Raw genomic sequence first — 19275 nt, forward strand, 5'->3', positions numbered from 1 at the left:
ACCCGCGTGCGCGAGCGCTCACGCGCGAAGCGGCCGTACATCTCAACTATTATATGTCAGTGGTGTCGCTGGTTGAATATCCACCAGGGGCGCTGCTCCGGTGTCTCCTGATCCACCACACATGTCGGAACAATCTCGTCCATACCGCACGAACCGCGATCTCTTCTCCAACCACTACCTCACGAACCACCTGCGCCAGACCGAGCCCTGGCAGAGTGTTGACGATGAGGAAGTCCGAGAGGCCTACGACGAGATTCGAACGCTCTGGGAGGACAGAGAGGGCCGTGTTGACGACTACAACGAGGCACAGCTGGAGCGGAACTTCATCCGACTCATATTCGACCTTCTCAACATCCCGTTCGAGATTGAGGAGACGGTCATGCGGAACGCTCGCCGTCCGGACTACGGGTTCTTCCCGAGTGCTGACGCAGCGGACGCGGCCTTCGACCGTGACGACTTCTACGAGGAAGCGATTGCTGTCGCCGACGCCAAGCGCTGGGGACGCAAGCTCGACACTCGTGGTGAGGAGAAGCGCGACTTCGAGAACCCGAGCTACCAGATTCACGCCTACCTCCAAGAGACCCCCGTGCAGTGGGCCGTCCTGACCAACGGTGAACACTGGCGACTCTACTACGGGCCGACCAGCCACCGACTGGACTCCTACTACGAGATCGATCTCCCCGAAATCCTCCGATACGTCGAGGAAGAGGGCAATCTGAAGGACTTCAAGGACTTCTACCTGTTCTTCCAGCAGGAGGCGTTTCTTCCTGACCAGTCGGGAGACTGCTTCCTCGACGACGTCTACGACGAGTCGAGCGTCTTCGCGGAGGCAATCGGTGAGGACCTCCAAGAGAACATCTACGAGGCCATCCGTGTTCTGGCCGAAGGGTTCCTCGACACGAACGACGACCTCGACGAGGACGACCTGCCGTTAATCCACGACAGTTCGCTCATCTACCTGTACCGTCTCATTTTCGTCCTCTACGCGGAGAGTGAAGGACGTGACCTCCTGCCCACAGAGAACGAGATCTACAGTGCAAGCTACAGTCTGAATGACCTGAAACAGACGGTCACTGACAAGCGTAAAGCAACACAGCAGCACTACCAGACCTGGCAGACCAACCTGTGGGACCGCCTCGAGGAACTGTTCGTCCTCATCGACCAAGGGAGCCAGGGAATGGACATTCCGAAGGACCAACTCTACGTTCCCGCGTACAATGGTGGGCTCTTCCGAACCAATCCCGGCCCGGACGATAGTCAAGAGGCCCTGTTCCTCGCGTCCCACGAGGCTGACGACGCCCACCTCGCAGAAGTCATCGAACTCCTCACCCGCCGAGATGCAGACGAGGGCGATGGTCAGGTCTTCGTGGATTACTCCTCGCTCGACGAACGCCACCTCGGGTCGATTTACGAGGGGCTGCTCGAGTACAGAATTGACGTTGCCGATGAACCACTGACAGTTGAGGACGGCGAGTACTCACCCGCCGTAGACGATGACGAAGTTGTTGTTCCGGAAGGCGACGTATTCCTCCGTACGGACGATGGTGAGCGGAAGACCACAGGGTCGTACTACACACCCGAGTACGTTGTCGAGTACATCGTCGATGAAACGCTCGGCCCACTCGTTGACGATATTCGGTCGGACCTCGTCTCCGAAAGTGCCGACACGACCCACGAGCGCGAGGGCTTTGCCGGGGAGTTCGCGGACCGTGTGTTCGACCTGAAGGTTCTCGACCCTGCGATGGGGAGTGGACACTTCCTCGTGAACGCAGTAGACTATCTCGCCCGGGAGATCATCGACGCCCAAGAGAGGCAGGATTACCAGGCCGTCGAGTCCGGAGATGAGGACGCAATTAGCGACCCGACCACCGAAGATGGCGAGTTACGGGACATCAACTGGGCACGCCGAAAAGTTGCCCAACAGTGTCTTTACGGAGTGGACGTGAATCCGCTTGCTACGGAGCTGGCAAAGGTGTCGTTGTGGCTGCGGACACTTGCTGCCGAGCAACCACTGGCGTTCCTTGATCACCACCTCAAGACGGGCAACTCTCTCATCGGCAGTGACATTGAGGACGTTCTGAGCGCCGAGAACCAAGGGACTGGTCAGACCCAGCTCACCGACTGGATGGAGCAAGCTCGCCAACGTGCGCTTGAACACGTTATGGAGCGCTTCACCGATCTTCTCTCCATCGACAACGAGACGCTGGAAGATATCAAAGAGATGGAAGAAGTCTACGAGGAAGTACGTAGTGACGCACTCTACCAGCACCTCCTTGCTATGGCAAATGTATACACCGCCGCTGAGTTCGGTCTCTTGGTCCCCGACGACGCTGAAAAGCAGATGGCAGAGGCCCTCCGTGACGATTCTTGGTCTGATATTGAGAATAAGAGTTGGTTCCAAGAAGCACAAACGATGGCTGAAAAGAATTCCTTCTTCCACTGGGAACTGGAGTTCCCTGTTGCGTTCTATGGAGAAGGAGGGGAGCGGGTAACAGACGCTGGGTTTGATGCGGTTATCGGGAACCCACCATACGTCCGAATGGAGGAATTCAAATCTGCAAAGACCTACTTAGAGATAGAGTACACAACACATGCTGCGCGAACTGATTTGTACGTGTACTTTATTGAGCAGTCACTAGATGTTCTTCGTAGCCAAGGAGAGTATGGGTCAATAGTTTCAAATAAATTTATAAGGGCCAATTATGGACGCACTATACGAAAAATCCTTGGTGAGTCAACAAATGTCCGAGAGATCGTTGATTTTGGGGGATTGCCTGTTTTCCCCGACGCGACGGTCCGATCATCGATACTGTTGACCCAAAAGACGAGCCCAACTCCTCACCCCCTCCGATACACTGCAATCGAATCCCTCTCATTCAGTTCGTTACCAGAGGCGGTTGAAGAGTTTGGTGTGGATGTCGATGCAACCAATATTCAGGACGATGAATGGAGGCTTGTCAGTAAGTCCATATCGAACTTGATGGAGAAGATAGAGACAGATGGTATCCAATTAGCTCGGTTTGAAGGTGGTACGCAGGTATGCCGTGGCATTGTGACTGGTCGGAACGAAGCATTCTTTATTGATGAATCGGAGCGACAGTCGCTCATTGAGTCTGACTCAAAGAGTGAAGAAGTCATTCACCCACTTGTGCGAGGTGAGGACATTCGGCCATATCACATTGGGTCCACTGAGTCCCACATCATATATCTAACAGAAGAGACAAACATCGACCGGTATCCTGCCGTCGAGGAACACCTCGAAGAGTACAGAAAAGGTCTAGAAAGTCGCGCCACTGAGCAGAGGTGGTTCGAGTTACAGCAACCACAAGAGGCGTACATTGAATTTTTCGAGGGGAGCAAAATCCTCTATCCAGAGATTGCTCCTGAGACGCGATTCGCCTACGACAAGGGTCCGCTTTATCCAAACAACAAGTGTTTCTTCATTCCGACAGACGACCAATATCTTGTAGCTGTGCTGAACAGTTCTCTGTCCCTCTTCTACCTCCAGCAAGTCGTCGCCAAGCTGGAAGGGTCGTCGTCGGACAGCCTCTACTACGAATTCAGATCACAGTATATGGAAAAATTCCCAGTGCCCAACACAGAAAAGGACGATGGCGAACTCGCAGCCTTGGCTGATGAAATGAGCCAACTTTCGGACAGGCGAGCGTCTCTCAATCTCAACCTGCTCGATTATCTTGGCAACTACTCTGAGGGCGCAAATCTGCCGAATATTGGGATATTCCAGCCAGCGTCAGTAAATATTCTTGAAGAGACCACAGAGGAGTACGAGAAGCTCCAAGTGGGGAACGTCCGCACTACGCGAGATGGTCACACTGTGACCATTGAAGCCACTGCCCGCTACAAGCCGGGAGACGAAGATGCGTTCGAGACGGACAGGTGGGGATATACGGAAACCGACTACGTCGAAGCATTCACACTTTCGGATCTTACCGACAAGGAGGCCGTGCTCGTGGAGGCATTCGTCCCTGTTTCCGTCGAAAGAGAGATTGGTGGGTTCCGTAACAACGCCACGAAGACGAACACCCTCATCGACCGTTTGAAGGGTATCATGCTCCCCGACATCAACGACATTGAAGACGATCTTGATCGGTACATCAGCAACAAGGGGCAAGCGGAGGAACTTGATGAAGAGATCAAGAACATCAATCGCCTCATTGACGAGGCTGTCTACAACCTGTACGATCTTACGGAGGACGAAATCGAACTCGTAGAGCAAACAGTAAACAGCGATGAATGACTGTGAGTGCGGGTTTGAGGTTGATGACCGTGTGAGTTTCGCGGGTGCCGACGGAGAGGTTGCCAAGGTGAACCACCGACCAAACGGACAGTGCCTGATAACCATCCTCACCAACTCGGGGCAAGAAAAACGTCCGAGTGCTGTTGTCGACAAAATCGAAGAGAGTGATTCGTTGCTCACAAAAGGCGAGTTCGACACACCAGAACGGTTCAACCTCCGAGCTCGCGCTGCGGAACTCGATCTCGCCCACCGCCAAGACCGATTCGTCGCCCTCGAAAGCAGTCGCATCGACATCGCCCCGCATCAGGTGAAAGCCGCCCACGAGATACTGACCTCGTACGACCACCGCTACCTGATTGGCGACGAGGTCGGGCTTGGCAAGACCATCGAGGCAGCCATCGTTATCGAGGAACTCGCCGCCAGGGGGCAGGCCGACCGGGTTCTCATTGTCGCACCCGCACCGCTCACAACACAGTGGCAGGAGGAACTCCGCGAGAAGTTCGACAGCAACTACGTCGTGTACGACCGCGACTACGTGGACGCAAAGAAGAGAGCACACCCAGCACAGAACGTCTGGACACACGACGACCACATCATCACGTCCATTGACTTCGCCAAGCAGGAGGATATGCTCGCGGCGCTCCAGAACCTCGAGGAGGAGTGGGATGTTGCAGTGTTCGACGAAGCCCATCACCTCACCGCCCGTCGGCAGGGCAAACGTGGCATCGACAGGACTGACCGATACCGTGTTGGTGAGGCCGTCTCGGAGAACTCCGATGGGCTCATCTTCCTGACCGGGACCCCCCACAAGGGCAAGCGAGACCAGTTCTACTTCATGATCTCGCTGCTCGATCCGTACCGGTTCCGAGACGAGCACGACGTCAACAGAGACGGGCTTCAGGATCTGATGATCCGGCGGCTGAAGGATGAGATGTACGAACCGGACGGCTCGAAGATGTTCCCCGAGAAGGAGATTGAGACGCTGCCGGTGGAGTTCACGCCCGCCGAGCGTGAACTGTACGAGGACGTCACCGAGTACATCACCCAGCACTACAACCTGGCTCACCGAGAGGACAACGACACCGCCGGGTTTGCGATGGTTCTCTACCAGAAGCGCCTCGTCTCCTCGATACACGCCATCCGGGAATCGCTCAAGAACCGTATTGAATCGATTCGAGCTGGTGGGGCTGACCCGAGCGACCTCTCACAGCTGACGAAGAGTCTGCTGCCACAGTACCGCGAGGACCCCGAGATGCTGACCGACGCTCAGCGAGAACGGGTCGAGGAGGAGCTTGGTGGTGTTGCCGCCTCAAGCGATCCTGAGAAGATTCAGCAAGAACTCTCTATCGTCAGAGAGCTCTACAACCGAGCAAAGGCGATTGATGTCGATTCGAAGGCCGAGCAGTTGCAAGAGTACGTTGACGGAGTTCTGGCGGAGGATCCCGACGAGAAGGTGCTCATCTTCACCGAGTACACGGACACCCTCAAGTACCTCAGAGACAGGGTATTCAGCGAACACGACGTGGCGCAGGTGTACGGGGAACTAAGACAGGAGGAGCGTCAACGCCAGCTCAGGAAGTTCGAAGATGAAGCGAACATCATGCTGGCGACGGACGCTGCCCGCGAGGGGCTGAACCTCCAGTTCGCGCATCTGATGGTGAACTACGACCTCCCGTGGAACCCGACGCGAATCGACCAGCGGATCGGTCGCCTCCACCGCTACGGACAGGAGGAGACGGTCAAGATCAAGAACCTGTTCGTGGACGATACCCGGGAGAGCGACATCCTCGAACTGCTGATGAACAAGCTGGACGAGATCGAGGAAACACTCGGCATGAGCTCCGACGTCCTCGGACTGGTCCTCGAAGATGTCGATCTCGAGAACCAGATCATGACCGCACTCGCCCAAGAGGGCGATGCCAACACTATCGCGGCGGATCTGGATGCACTCGTCGAGGACCGAGAGGAGGCGGTACGGCGTGTGGACGAGGAACTCCTCATCAGAGATCGATTTGATCTGGGCAATGAGGACCGAGAGATACTCGACATCATCGACGAAAGCGGCCGCGACACCGTCAGTGAGGAGGACGTGGAGTATCTCGTGCGGACGATGTGCAGTGAATACGGCGGGCAAATTGTGAACGTTCGTTCTGGGCCGGCAGAGGGTGGCAGTGATGTGTTCGACCTCGTCGTCCCCGACCCAATCGCAGGTGGTGAGGTAGACGACCGGTACGACGGAGCAACCTTCGACAGGGAAAACGCGGTGGCTGATAGCGATCTCGAGTTCATCGCTCTCGACCATCCGGTCGTCAGGTCGATGACCCAGTTCTGTCTCGACACCGACGCCGGAGGTGGGCAGACCGCAGTGTTGACCGGTAGTGAAGCGATGGACACGCCTGGGTTGCTCTGTCACTTCCGGGTCGGTTATCTGTCGGGAACCGGTGATACCGTCACAGAACGACTGGTACCGGTGTACGTCACATCGGATGGCACCGCAACGACGGAAAACATCGACCTCACTGGGGGGCTTCCACCAGCATCGGTGGATGACTATTCTGCAATCGAGACGGTCACCACCAGTGCGGATTCTCTGGCCGAGCGAGCTGAGGAGGTGGCCTGGGAGGTCATCGAGAGCCTCGCCGAAGAGGCCCGTCAGGAGCGTGAACGAGAGGTTCGCATCCGTCGAGAGCATGCCGAGAACTATTTCGAGCACCAGATCGAGGACCTCGAGGACCGGATAGAACGATTCGAGGACCGAAACGCCAGTCCGGACGAAGACCTCGGTGTTGTGATTGCGAAGACCAAGAACGAGCTGGCCGAGTTGCGTGAGGACAGGGAGGCAGAGCTACAGCGCCTCGAAGAGGAAGGGCAGGTAATACCCGACGAACTGGAGCTGTTGAATATGGCCGTGGTGATCGATGCCTTTGAGGACTCAGTGTAGCTTCCATACTGTTTATTCATGCACTCACTGTTGTACTGACGATGAACGACCCGCCGGTAGCAATCGATCTGTTCTGCGGCGCTGGAGGGTTTACCCAGGGGCTGAAGAATGCAGGCTACGAGGTTTGCTGGGCAATCGACAGTGATGCTGCTGCTGTTGAAGCCTACCAGGAGAACCACAACCACGAGGTACTTCCCGAAGACATCCGCGGGACAGAACCGGAGACAGACGGGCCGGATATCGAACCTGGCGAACTCGACCTCATCGCTGGAGGGCCCCCCTGCCCGTCCTTTTCTATGATTGGTCGGTCCAAGCTCGACTCGCTGGAGGATCGAGGGGCGAGTGAAGACGAACGGAACCTTCTCTACCGGCACTTCCTCCGGTACGTCGCGTACTTCGAGCCGAGGGCATTCGTCATGGAGAACGTCCCAGGGTTGCTGAGGGACACGGCAATTGTCGAGACAGGCGTCATCCAGCAACTGCTTCCGGTCGATCCAGCAGATGAGTCTGCCGAAAAGCGGGTTGGTCAGGAAGTCCCGGTTCCCGACATCATTCTCGATGAGATGCGATCGCTCGGTTACCACGCCGACTGGCAACGGGTCGATGCCGCGGACTATGGGGTCCCACAGCACCGCGAACGAGTCTTCTTCATTGGCGTCCGCGATAACGACGAACTCCCTGATCTATCTCGATGGGCAACGCATCGAGAGCCCAGAAGCGACGAGGAAACGAAGATGCGAGTCCGGAGCGAGCCCGGGGCATTCACCCAGACACCACAGACGAGTCTCACCAAGGAGGAAGCGCTACCACCGTTCGAGGCTGACCGTAATCCCGGCGAGCCCTATCTTACAGTGGCGGATGCAATACTGGACCTGCCACCAGTCTCACCGGACGGAGAGATGCCACCAGTTCAGGCAACCAGCTACACCCTCCCACCGGTATCTCCGTACCAGCAGTGGCTCCGGGATGTTCCAAGGGACGAGACGTGGGACGAACAGGAGTTGCGAAATCACAGCTGTCGCTGGCACAATCATCTCGACCTGTCTATATACAAGCTTCTCGGCCATGGTGTTGGCTGGAATATCGGTGAAGTGAGTCAGGAACTTCAGCCGTACCGTGATGATGTCTTTCGGGACAAGTACAAGAAACAGAATCCGGCAAAGCCAGCGTCAACGATTCTCGCACACATCCAGAAGGACGGCCATATGTTCATACATCCGACCGAGGCCCGGTCGCTGACGGTCCGGGAAGCTGCTAGACTCCAGTCGTTCAGAGACCGGTACTGGCTGCCGGAGAGCCGGACAAAGGCATACCGGCTTGTCGGGAACGCTGTTCCTCCCCGACTGGGAGAGGCAGTTGGTGTTGCAATTAGAAAGGGAGTTCTTGAAGAGACCTGAGGAGACGATTTCACCGCATGACGAAACATCGCCATTCTGCTCACAGAACACTGCATGTCTCTCGAGTGGGACAATGACGAGGTTGCCTGTCTCTTTTGTCGAAAAAGTCTTAGAAGAGTGTCGAGAAGTTCGCCACCAGAGTCACCGCACCGAATCCTGACAGCGGCATTGATGAATGGTCGGCGAGCGTCAACTCAACAGTTGCTCAATGTTTGATTGACAGCCTGGTCCCACCCTGCTGATCCGGTGTAGACCAGTATCCGAATCAGTCCGATTCGTAAACTGGCTCACTGTCGGAGAGGGCCGCATCACCCCCCATTATGTCAATAATTTTATTGCGTGATCTGGAGGAGGGCTCGGTGCACTGGGAGATTAGTTCAATACACGCACCCTTGTCCATTTCTCTGTGTCTGAATGAGTGCATCATCCCTCTATCCTTGGGACAATTTCGGTCTGGTTTGGTGTTCTCAAACCCCCATATCTTTGGAGTAACTGCAACGTACTCCGAACTATTCTCCGGAATGCCGATATACGATTTTGCGTGACAAATAGGGCGACCCGTTCCACCCCATATCTTCGGAGTAAGTGCGACGTACTCCAAACTATTTGTTTCTCTCACGATTTTCGCTAGCGTCAAAACAACAGCTGTTACAAATAGGGCGGCTGGGGTTATTCAGTTGGAATCAGGAGGTTAAACCAAAAATTCGGACACCGTGAAAAGATTCGGCAATTAAGAACTCTGACATGAGTTCAAGAGGGCTGAAAGAGGGCGACAAATGCTCGAACATGTTGCTGCACACATCGAGTGTTGGCTTCCCGGCGGTAGACTGCACACTATTACGCACCACATCCCGACTGGCAGCATCGACTTTGTTCTCGTATTATTCTACGGCCCTAATCCCCGGTCATTCAGCGAGAATCCACTTAGCACCACGCAGGACGAGCCAGAGGAACCGGGTCGTAGTCGTTGCAGTGATGACTCCCGACCGCCGTTGATAGTGGACCGCACCAACGTCAGCGAGTTTTGGGAGGTGGTTCTGATAGAGCGCGATGTAGATGCGTTTCCTGCCGCACCCTTCGACAGTGGCGAGGTGCTCCGAAAGGTCACGGAGGGTCGCCGTCCCCTCCACCTCTGTGAGGTATCTGATGATGTGCTGGCGTCGTCGCTGCCGAAGCATATCGAACGCTTCTGTTGTACTGATTGAAGCGTCACGGAGTGTGACGGGGACCAGTACACTGCGGAGGACAACCTGAATCTGCCTGAGTTGATTCATCGTCACTCGTGACTGCTCAACGCACTAGAATAAACCCACGGACCAGCCCCCCTATCTGCGGAGGTGACTACATTGCTCAGGACCAGAGGTGGGGTATTGCCGGGATGGAATTCCTGAACCAACAACATGGCCCAACAGACAGGTGGTCGCCCCGAGGCACACTCGTATCAGGAGGTTGGGTATTGGAGGGCTACCTATTACTGACTGTCCGCAACCCGGTAGTCGATGCAACCACGAAACCACATTCTTCTGTCGATGGCGTTGTGCAACGTCGTCAAAGCGGGGAACGAGACGTACAGTCACTGGGCTGGGAAAGCCCTCGTTGTCGCCGAACTCGCTGCGGACCCACAATTCGACGGAAAGATCGAGACGGAGCGAATGACCGGAGGACTGCGCGGTGATGTGGTGTGCACGGACAACAGTACTGAGACGTATCCCCGAAAGTTCGTCGTTGAGGTTGAGCACTCGAGAGATAAGTATCGCGTCCAAAAGACACGAAGACACGCACGCTATGGCTATGCCGTGTTCTGGGTGTTCACCGAACGGGCGATCAGTCAGCGCTCAAACACGGAGGCAGACCTAGCCGAAATCACCGCGAAGAGCCCGTCACTGGGTGCCGTCTCGGTCGCAACTGGAGAAGTCGAGCTCGGAGAACCACTGGGCTGGAACGATCTCGCATACCCCCGTCCAACAATCGCGTTCAACGAACTCGCTATACCGCAGTACGACCGGTCGAAGCGGTGTTACGACCACGGTGACTTTATGTTCGACGACCGGGTGGTATCAGTGATCGACATCAAGGGCGATGCGACACCACTCGTGTGCGAGTACGTCAGTGATGGCCAACAGACGCTCCCACAACCAGCGTCTTGGACGATGCGAGATTTGTGGGATGGCATCAATTCGGGAGATGTCATCCGTGCTGCACCGATTCGCGGACCGCCATAGAGAGACGAACGCTCATGATATCGAAGGAGACGCAGAGTAGCTCAACCACTCGGTGTCCTGTCCGGCTGTCGTCTCCATCTCCGGTCATACCACCTTGTGCATCGAATGAAACCCTTTCACTAGCAACATCAACTATGCTCTCAGCATCCCAGTGGGTTGACTACATCCACGACGCGATTCCGCGCGGACTGACGGTGCGTATCGTGCCGTACGACGGCTACAGTGTCATTGGCTATGGTGAACAGCACGACCCCGTGTGGGCGTACGGGACAGTAGATGGCGGGCAGTTGGGAATCGATTATATCGTATGGCCGGGGTGGGGTGATGGGATGGAGAACTGGACGGATACCATGATCCTGGATGTCGTGCAACAGACCGTAGAGGGGGATGGGTTCATTGAGATTGTGCCGGTCCAGGAATCACCATTCAATGTCTATCTGGAGTGACTGCCATGGTGTACCGCCCCAGTCAAGGTCGGCAGCGCGACTGACATCCAGGGTTACTGCGAATGGGTTGATCGGGACAGCTGACTACTGACGCAGCCGTCGGTACGACCTGACCACAAGCACGCCCAACACGACTGCCATAGCTGTGGTAGCCATCAGCCCCGTCTCCCGACTGATGTTACCGGTGATACCCAGGACTCCGAAAACGCCCATACAGACCAGAACAGCGATAAATACAGCCTGATCGACGCCGACCGCGTCTGTCATCCTAGTCATTGGTGTGTCAATTCTGCTGACAGCGGTGTGATACCCTCGTACAGGCGTAGCGCCTGCATGTGGAGCCGAATCTCGGTATTAACTGCTTCCCACGTGTTGATGACGTTCTGTCGGGAACGTATCTCTCCGGCTGAAAGGTCGTCATCATCGAGGGTTTCGCGGAACTCCTCAAGAGACCCTATGCTGTACTCGTCCGTCAAATCCGCCCTCTCTTCCCGCAGCTCAGTACGCTCTCGCGCCAATTCTTCTTGGGCCGCTCTTCGATGAGGGACGTCATTTCGTCTAGGAATAGTCGTACGGGATTCAGGTCGTACGCTGTCGCTCCGTCGATGGTGGACTCTAAAACCCAGTCACCGCGCTCCAGCTGCTCCAGTTCGACCTCCGCAGCATCTACAGGGACGTCGGCCCGCTCTGCAATCTCGTCGGGTGTTGCGGGCTCGCTGAGCACCTCCACCACCCGCTGGATACGTCGATGGTCGTTCAACGGCTCACCAGTTATCTGTGAAGTCCAGGTCCAAGCGTAAACGCACTTCGCCGTTGTTGACAGGCGCACAGATTTCTCGCAGCACCGGCACATCACCATCCTCCCTACCTGGCCGCAGAATCACCGTTCGGCGTTCCTCCGGCGACAGTGGATTGCCAGCGCGGATACGGTCCTCGTCGATGTCGAATAACTTAGCGACCAGTCGTGAGCCGACCCAGCGCCGACCACGGTCACAACGCGTGCACACCAGCTTTACCTTACGCTCGCTGCCCTCAACGCCGATTGTGTAGCGATTCGGTCCAGGTACTGGCCCGGCAGGGAAGATTCGGACTGTCACGCGTAGGTGCCGTCCTTGCGTCTCAGATGGGCAGTCACACACGTGCATGCACGTTCGTTCGGTACGCGTTGAGGTAGGTGTCAGCCAGAGAGCGAAAGTGGTGCTGACGCTCGCCGTCAACTCCTTGGAAGTCGGGACTGAACACAGGGTATGGTGGGTCGTGCAATCCAGTATCTGCTGCACCACCCAGACACCGCCTTCGTCTACTCCGACCTCCTCATCAACGGCCCCTCCACTCCCGAACGAATCAGTGACCGCACTAACGTACCGTACTCAGGGGTCGAGGAGCAGCTGGGTGTCCTTAACGAACTCGGGAGCCTCACCTCTGGTGATGATACAACGTGGAGTGTCCTCTCGCCAGTGAAGAATAGCGAACACCGCGAATCCTTTACTCTCACGTTGATTGCGGTCATCGGTGCCAGCACCCGGAACGACGACATCACTCGATTCCTGAACGACTACGACCTACCCCTCCTCTCGCGGGCTGTACAAGCGACATACGATTATATCGACGGCACCACGACACGCCGCGGCATCGCCCACACCCTAGACATCACCCCCGCCGCAGCCATCGCTATCTCACAGATCGTCGAAGACATTATCACCGTTTTCAACGCCTCTGGGCACATTGATAGAGAGTTACCGGCTGCTACTGGTGTGCCGGTAAAGCATACGGGCACGCCGTTCGTACTGGACTCTAATGACTGACGGCACGGGGTTTAACGGCGAGCGTGAGAGCTACACGCAGCCCGTGTACGTTTATACTGGTCCCAAAGTTATCGCCGATTGGAAGGTGCGATTCGGCGCGTGGCTTGAGACCCACACGAGGCCTGCGTTCCTAGTGGCGTGGAGGGTACGGGTCGGTGAATGGCTCCAGAATCGACGCCAGTAACGAGAGAATTCACCGGGAGTTTCTGGCTATGTTAAGTGTCAACCAAATAATACCATATGCCGGTGTGTCCTCTTTACCACACTGCACCGATACGGGACAACAATTGGTCGGCTACACGTTCAATCATGCATCTCATAGATGACTCCCTCACACCACGTTTCCGGAGCGTATGGCCAAAACTAGACTTCTCAAGAGAACTCTTCTGAATCAGAGAAAGTCTTAATACAACTACATCCATAGGACTCCGTAATGGGGATTGGAGAAGAACTGCTGGCACCCCTGCCTGGTTATTTTCTCTTCGTCAGAACCTGATTTCGAAGCAGTTCACATTGAGTGGTGTGGGGCTCCGGAAGTCTGGGGTCTCTGTCCTCGAGAAGATTCAGCGTTGACAAACCCTTATAAGCGACAAATGGGCTTAGTTACACATGTCGAAGTTTCAGACAACTCCGGTGGTCTTCACGCCGGGAAGTGCGTTCGACACAGGGTATCGTCCAGAGTTATTCTATGAACGTGACGAACAACTCAATCAGTACATCCATCACCTCGAACCTGCCCTCCAGGGAAGGCCTCCGACGAATTTACTCATCGACGGGGAGAAGGGGACCGGAAAGTCATCGACTACGAAGCACGCTCTGAGCCTACTCGCGGAAGAGATGGAGGCGCAGGGACGTGGATTCAGCACCGTCTTCGTTACAGCCTGCGACGAGAGTAGTTCACAGCAAACGCTAACGCAGATTGTCAACACGATCCGCGAAGCCCATAGTGAAGAAACGATAGCGCATACCGGCTATCCGTACGAGAGTGTGGTAGAAAAGTTGCTGGAGGAACTCGAACGGTTCACTGGTGTTCTCTACGTTGTTATCGATGAAGCCGACGACATCGACAACCCCGACGTGGTGCTTCGGGAGTTGTCGAGAATAAACGAGCGCGATCGGTTTCCGGAGCTCCGAGTCGGAACGATAGCGATTCTGAACGATCCAACGATGACGGAGGACCTTCGCTCGACAACAGAGTCGAGTCTTCAGACCCATCGTCTCACGTTCCCGCCGTATTCAGCCGAGGAGCTCACCACGATTCTGCAACAGCGGAGTGAGGCTGGCTTCGTCGAAGGGGTGGTTTCAGAAGAGAAGATACGCTACTGTACCGCGAAGTGCCTCCAGATGGGGGGCGACATCCGAGATGCGATCAAGCTTCTCCAGGAATCTGGGGAAGTCGCTCGGTGTAGGTTCCGAGAGGCAGCGGACCGGGAAGATTGTGGTCTCATCAAAGCCGATATTGATGCGGCCGAGGAGTCTCTCACGCCAATCCGAGTGGAGCAAACGGTGCGAAATCTCTCTGGAACGGGGCAGCAAGTCCTCTTCACGGTCGCTTGCGCGACTGCGTACGGAAAGGCCCCGGCGCGAACGCGGGCGTTGACACGGTTGCACATCAACTTGCACAAGGGCTCCACTACGAGTGAGCGGACGATGCGAACGTATCTAAACAGTCTCCACGAACGTGGGCTCGTGGCTCGAGGAGATATCAACAATAGCCCTCGTTCACCGAACTCGGGGCAGTACTACGAGTATGGGCTGTCGATCGAGCTTCAAACAGTATTCGAGTTACTGCACGAGGCAAAGCTGCACGACGACACCACAGTCTCGATGAGGGATGTGTGCAAGCGAGCGGTGCACAATAACGAACTCTCTCCCCCGCAACGCAAGAACATCCTGAGTCTCTATTAATTTCTTGTTGACGCATCGACCCAACTGGAGCTATCCTAAGCAGACACGCTCATGAATTGGGCGAGAGTTACTGTGGAGCGCCAACACGCGCATCATGTTGGACCGAACCGGGATCCCCACCCCCAGACGATGACGGCCGCCGACAGACAGAACTCGTAAGAAGTAGTGGCCATTCACCCGGCGTCTTTTCTCCAAAACGGCGCCGAGCGCAGGCTTCAGCACTGTTACCGGAGCAGAGCGTGCAACAGCCGGTAGAACCCGTAATCTACCGCTGGAGTTGAGTGCGAACAGTGTCGATGTATGGTTTCTTGAGCCGATGGGTCGCGTGTTGCACCTCAACATCGTGCGTGCTGGGCTTTTTGAGGGTGATGTCAACCATGTGCCGTGGATAGTTCGAAGTGCGTCGAAACACGGCGTTCATTCCGTTCTTCGTCAGGCAGATGTTGTAGTCATTCTCCAGTCGTTCTCGCACCTCGACACCAGTGAGTGTCTCCCCGTCGGCGTCCGCCAGCACTTTCAACAACCCTTGTTGATTGTCCGTCAGCGCGTTCAAGTCCGCGTCAGTACCAGAGCCCATTGGTCTGTCGCTGTTTGAACCAGTTACCATTTCAATCTTTACTGTGCGACCCTGCCCTCTCCTCGCTGATGAATCCCGTTCTGTGGATTCTATCGTCAGTGCCAGTGCAGACGTAGGGATCGTGCGGTAGACACAACCTTGGAGGCGAGATTACTCACCGTTAGAAGGCCCGACACACCAGGTGTTCCGACAGGAGCTCGTAACCGCGAGCGGCCGTGGTGACTGGGGTACGAGAACCGTGCAGCGCTAGAGCCACGCGAGCCCGGCATTGAGCTCGTCGAGGAACGACGGGCGCAGCTGGACGCTGGGCGGGAACGTGAGCTGTTCTCCCGTTCGATCCGTAATTGTCTCACGGAGGAACGGGTGGGCAGGGTCGAACGACGGGCTCGTCCTGATTCGATGCTCGCTATCGATCGTGAACAGCGCGGCGTCGAACGCCCGGTGGTGCAACGAGTTCAGGACGAGGACGTTCTCCGGGTGTTCGGCGAGGTCGGGATGTTGACTCCGCGGCAGGATATGTGCGATGTCAAGCAAGTCGTGTTCTCGAATCCCGGTCATCGCACACGTGTGCTCGTACCGGTCGAACGTGTCCGTACGGAAGGTCTCGCTCACGACGGTCTCGGCGGTTTCGTAGCGGCGGACTCGCCCACTCTGATCCAGCGGCTCGCCAGTTGGCCACTGAGCGACCTCTGCGGTCTCGACCCAGTGCTGCCAGACGTCTGGAGCGTGGCCGTCGTCGTTCATTCGGGCACGGTCGTGCAGCCACGAGACGGGAACGGACTGTGTGTTGAGAATCGAGAAGTGAAAGAGGTAGTTTGGGACCTGCACACCGGCGTCGTCCCGGTAGGACCGAACCTCGAAGTGATCCGGGACCCCCAGCCCGCAGAACTCGACGACCCCGGACTCTGGTTTACGGAAGACGAGCACTGGTGGGGCGTCCTCTCGCTGCCCCGCCGCCGCCCGGTCGAACGCGGTCTTGATCTGCCGATTGTACGCGGACTCGTCGTACGGGTTGCCGGCCTTCGCGTCCCCCCAGTAACTGATGTACCCCGCGTTGACCGCGAGGGTGTCTTCCCAGGGGTCGTCGTGCTGCGAGACCCCGGTATCGTTCGAGACCAACACAAGTGCGGCTGGCGTGTCGGAGTGGTCAGCGCTGAGGCCACGGATTCCACCGGTGTTTTTGATACCACTGTCGAGCGAGCCACGAATCCACCGCAGGAACTGGTCGTCTGCGTTACGGAAGCTTCCCGTATCGCGGTATCGTTGTCCAACCTGAAACGCGTGTTGCACGGTACCACGTCGGTACATCCGTCAGCTACTAAATGTCTGTGTGGCCGGAGTTCGAGTTATCTCGGGGAGGGGCGTGCCCGGGAGCGCTGAATCGCACGATTGGTGCGCCAGCGGTAATGATGCTGAGTGCCTCACGGGTTCGTTGTCCTCATAAAACGTCCCAAAGTGCCCCTGCATCGGGTCGATTTCAATTCGGTGACGTCCTGTCGAAACCCCGGTGAAGGTTTCCACAGTACCACTACTCGTTCCAGAACGGCTTGATTTAGTCGTCGAGGCAAGTGAGCATTGTGGTGAGTACGACCCGCCACTCCGTTGGGGTGGCAGTCCCATCAACACTCCCACGAGTCCTTGGTCTGGCACTGTTGCGAGCAGTGGATGCGGAAGTCGTCGGTTTCGAACCAGCGGACGCGGGAATTGGACGTTTGACTCTGTTCGGGGAGTAGCCCAGTCGTAGCTGGCGACGTCAGCGTTCGTCGCGTACGCAGGACTTACCTGGATGTCGTCGAAGCAAGCGTTTCGAGTTGACACTTGCACGTACTTCCCTGAGTCATCCAACCGAGGATGGTGAGAAGATTCGGCTATTGACTGTCTCAGAGGACGGATGGCAATGACTCACGAGTCAATTAGTCAGAGGGACTTTTGAGTTGCTACGTCGAGTAGAATGACGACGGAATCAATACATCCGGTCCATTCCATCGTTAAGGAGTCTTCGTAGGTTTTCCTCAGTCCTACGTACTTCTTCGGGCGATCGATTGTCGTAGTGCTTCTTCAACGTCTTGGGTGAGACGTCGTACTTCTCGGCGAGTAGATAGGGGGGTATACCCTTGGTCAGCTCCCCTGTCAACCGCCCCCGTCGAATTGGATGTGCAGACTTACTGTCGGGACAGTGGTTTGCCATATCGTTCGACTGTGCTGCATCACACTCCTCGATATTGCGACCAAGGGGGCACTCTCCGGTGGTCGCACACGGCCTTGTCCACATGTAGGCGTACTTTCGAAGCGTCGAAGCAGCGGGGCGTCCCTGTCTGGTTGCGAACAGCGGCTTACGACCGTCGTCGTCAACGACGTCTGGGCGGTTGTGTTCGATGTAGTCATCAATCACCTCTCGATCATCTTCGTCGATGCCGAAGTTCCGCTCACTCCGAGAACCGTTCTTCAACCGGGTGCCAGTCTCTGGTCTGTTTCGGAACTTCAGTATCGCACCCCCCGTCTCCTCGTCATATTCGTAGTCGCATTCGTCGAGGCTCTGGAATCCACTGATGCGGCAACCAGTGATTTTGGTAACCAAGTAAAAGCAGTGTTGAAGCGAGGCATATTCGAACTTCTCGAGATGATCGAGGATCGCTTCGGCTTCTTCCTGTCGGACGGTCACTTCCCGACTCTCGTCATCGGGTTTGACCGTGGGTATAGGGACCTTGTTGGAGAGACCCGGTTTGACCCAGCCGGGCTTTTCACATTCGCACAGGAACTTTTTCAGAGACCCCATCTGGGACTCTTCGGTAACGAGATTCCACTCGCCTTCGCTGCGCCGCCAGTCTCTGAAATCTCTGATATCCTGCCCAGTGAGGTCTCGGAGATACTCGATGCGTTTCGAACCTTCCACCTCCATGTTACACCAGCGTTCGAAGAATCCGAGTCTCGACTGGAGGGTTTGATAGGTCCCGACAGAGTGTTGGCGCTGGACATCCTCCAGATGCTCCCTAAGCCCTGCTGCTACCGTCTTCTTTGGTAGCGACTGTTCAGGATTGGGGATGACCCGGTCAAGTTCGTCTTCGAACCCGAACTCATCTCTGAGTACCTCTCTGAATGCTCGCTTCATCCCATCTTCGTTCTGTGGGGGATCTGTACTACTCATCACTCGTCACCTCCTGATGGATGTGGAGGGGGTGGAGGGCAAGCGGTTCGCGTTCGGGCGGGCGGATAGAGATGTAGATCTGTCTCATTGTGGTTGTTACTCTTCGTTGTTTTTCCACCCCGCAGAAGGACGGCGCTCTGCTACCCCCCTCCATTCATTAGGATTGAGGGGGTGGAGAGTCACGGAGCAGTGCAATGCTCCGCAAGCGCAGGCGTGCTCTCCCGCGAGGGTGTGATTGCGTTCATCTGACCACCTGCTGGTGGTCAGCGGCCACCATCAGCTCCGTTCACTACACTGCGTTTCCGGACGCTGAGGGTGCCGATTTCCGTGCTTCCTGTGATGCAGAAGCATCTTTATCAGTCCACCAGCTACTTAAATGGCTGTGGGTTCATCTCCGAACCAGGTAACAATATGATACCAATTGTGGTTGGTGAGTAATCTCTCGTAGCTAAGAAACCAAGACCACAGTATCCCGGTCTAGACTGAATGTCCGACTGGCTTCGGACCTGCCGCCGAAACGAATAAGTCAGGAGAGCTATAGATTAGTTCCTACGAACCGCATGACGGCAGTGCCGC

The 19275-nt window shown here is 56.1% G+C and carries 11 protein-coding genes and 1 pseudogene; 7 read left to right on the top strand and 5 right to left on the bottom strand.

Annotation, left to right across the window (positions count from 1 at the left end):
* Window positions 1-121 precede the first annotated feature (121 nt).
* The 3 genes from GQS65_RS19690 to GQS65_RS19700 are packed head-to-tail and all read left to right on the top strand — an operon-like array spanning window position 122 to window position 8596.
* The gene (locus GQS65_RS19690; protein ID WP_158206330.1) at window positions 122-4258 is read left to right on the top strand and encodes an Eco57I restriction-modification methylase domain-containing protein; all 4137 of its coding nucleotides are present in this window, start codon (window positions 122-124) and stop codon (window positions 4256-4258) included.
* Window positions 4251-7199, top strand: a complete 2949-nt coding sequence (locus tag GQS65_RS19695; protein WP_158206331.1) for a DEAD/DEAH box helicase — start codon at window positions 4251-4253, stop codon at window positions 7197-7199. Before GQS65_RS19690 ends, GQS65_RS19695 begins: the two co-directional genes overlap by 8 nt.
* A gap of 41 nt (window positions 7200-7240) precedes the next feature.
* A complete protein-coding gene (locus GQS65_RS19700; protein WP_158206332.1) occupies window positions 7241-8596 on the top strand; it encodes a DNA cytosine methyltransferase in 1356 nt (451 codons plus the stop codon).
* Between the two features lie 905 nt (window positions 8597-9501).
* Here GQS65_RS19700 and GQS65_RS19705 read toward each other — a convergent pair.
* A complete protein-coding gene (locus GQS65_RS19705; RefSeq protein WP_158206333.1) occupies window positions 9502-9870 on the bottom strand; it encodes a DUF7344 domain-containing protein in 369 nt (122 codons plus the stop codon).
* Between the two features lie 225 nt (window positions 9871-10095).
* Here GQS65_RS19705 and GQS65_RS19710 point away from each other — a divergent pair, with 225 nt between their 5' ends.
* Both GQS65_RS19710 and GQS65_RS19715 read left to right on the top strand, forming a co-directional pair.
* On the top strand, window positions 10096-10818 hold the full coding sequence (locus GQS65_RS19710) for a hypothetical protein (protein WP_158206334.1): 723 nt from the start codon (window positions 10096-10098) through the stop codon (window positions 10816-10818).
* 134 nt (window positions 10819-10952) lie between these two features.
* Window positions 10953-11264: a hypothetical protein gene (locus GQS65_RS19715; RefSeq protein ID WP_158206335.1), complete on the top strand. Its 312-nt coding sequence runs from the start codon at window positions 10953-10955 to the stop codon at window positions 11262-11264.
* A 272-nt stretch (window positions 11265-11536) separates the two neighbouring features.
* Here the strand turns inward: GQS65_RS19715 and GQS65_RS22320 are convergent.
* Window positions 11537-12123, bottom strand: a pseudogene (locus GQS65_RS22320) (DUF7342 family protein).
* Between the two features lie 388 nt (window positions 12124-12511).
* Here GQS65_RS22320 and GQS65_RS19725 point away from each other — a divergent pair.
* Both GQS65_RS19725 and GQS65_RS19730 read left to right on the top strand, forming a co-directional pair.
* Window positions 12512-13069, top strand: coding sequence for a DUF7437 domain-containing protein (locus tag GQS65_RS19725; RefSeq protein ID WP_158206336.1), 558 nt, complete (start codon window positions 12512-12514; stop codon window positions 13067-13069).
* Window positions 13070-13678: 609 nt separating this feature from the next.
* Window positions 13679-14977: a Cdc6/Cdc18 family protein gene (locus GQS65_RS19730; protein ID WP_158206337.1), complete on the top strand. Its 1299-nt coding sequence runs from the start codon at window positions 13679-13681 to the stop codon at window positions 14975-14977.
* A 265-nt stretch (window positions 14978-15242) separates the two neighbouring features.
* Here the strand turns inward: GQS65_RS19730 and GQS65_RS19735 are convergent, their stop codons facing one another.
* From GQS65_RS19735 to GQS65_RS19745, 3 genes are all read right to left on the bottom strand, one after another.
* The gene (locus GQS65_RS19735; protein WP_158206338.1) at window positions 15243-15554 is read right to left on the bottom strand and encodes a hypothetical protein; all 312 of its coding nucleotides are present in this window, start codon (window positions 15552-15554) and stop codon (window positions 15243-15245) included.
* A 246-nt stretch (window positions 15555-15800) separates the two neighbouring features.
* Window positions 15801-16862 (bottom strand): HNH endonuclease, encoded by a 1062-nt coding sequence (locus tag GQS65_RS19740; RefSeq protein WP_158206339.1) that lies wholly within the window; start codon window positions 16860-16862, stop codon window positions 15801-15803.
* A 655-nt stretch (window positions 16863-17517) separates the two neighbouring features.
* Window positions 17518-18699: a site-specific integrase gene (locus tag GQS65_RS19745; protein ID WP_158206340.1), complete on the bottom strand. Its 1182-nt coding sequence runs from the start codon at window positions 18697-18699 to the stop codon at window positions 17518-17520.
* Window positions 18700-19275 lie beyond the last annotated feature (576 nt).

The sequence above is a fragment of the Halomarina oriensis genome, from assembly GCF_009791395.1.
In the GTDB taxonomy this organism is placed as follows: Archaea; Halobacteriota; Halobacteria; order Halobacteriales; family Haloarculaceae; genus Halomarina; species Halomarina oriensis.

What these genes read in the sequence shown, in the direction of transcription:
- GQS65_RS19690 (WP_158206330.1), top strand. Translation starts at nt 122, where the DNA reads ATGTCGGAACAATCTCGTCCATACCGCACGAACCGCGATCTCTTCTCC.
- GQS65_RS19695 (WP_158206331.1), top strand. Translation starts at nt 4,251, where the DNA reads ATGAATGACTGTGAGTGCGGGTTTGAGGTTGATGACCGTGTGAGTTTC.
- GQS65_RS19700 (WP_158206332.1), top strand. Translation starts at nt 7,241, where the DNA reads ATGAACGACCCGCCGGTAGCAATCGATCTGTTCTGCGGCGCTGGAGGG.
- GQS65_RS19705 (WP_158206333.1), bottom strand. Translation starts at nt 9,870, where the DNA reads ATGAATCAACTCAGGCAGATTCAGGTTGTCCTCCGCAGTGTACTGGTC.
- GQS65_RS19710 (WP_158206334.1), top strand. Translation starts at nt 10,096, where the DNA reads ATGCAACCACGAAACCACATTCTTCTGTCGATGGCGTTGTGCAACGTC.
- GQS65_RS19715 (WP_158206335.1), top strand. Translation starts at nt 10,953, where the DNA reads ATGCTCTCAGCATCCCAGTGGGTTGACTACATCCACGACGCGATTCCG.
- GQS65_RS19725 (WP_158206336.1), top strand. Translation starts at nt 12,512, where the DNA reads ATGGTGGGTCGTGCAATCCAGTATCTGCTGCACCACCCAGACACCGCC.
- GQS65_RS19730 (WP_158206337.1), top strand. Translation starts at nt 13,679, where the DNA reads ATGTCGAAGTTTCAGACAACTCCGGTGGTCTTCACGCCGGGAAGTGCG.
- GQS65_RS19735 (WP_158206338.1), bottom strand. Translation starts at nt 15,554, where the DNA reads ATGGGCTCTGGTACTGACGCGGACTTGAACGCGCTGACGGACAATCAA.
- GQS65_RS19740 (WP_158206339.1), bottom strand. Translation starts at nt 16,862, where the DNA reads ATGTACCGACGTGGTACCGTGCAACACGCGTTTCAGGTTGGACAACGA.
- GQS65_RS19745 (WP_158206340.1), bottom strand. Translation starts at nt 18,699, where the DNA reads ATGAGTAGTACAGATCCCCCACAGAACGAAGATGGGATGAAGCGAGCA.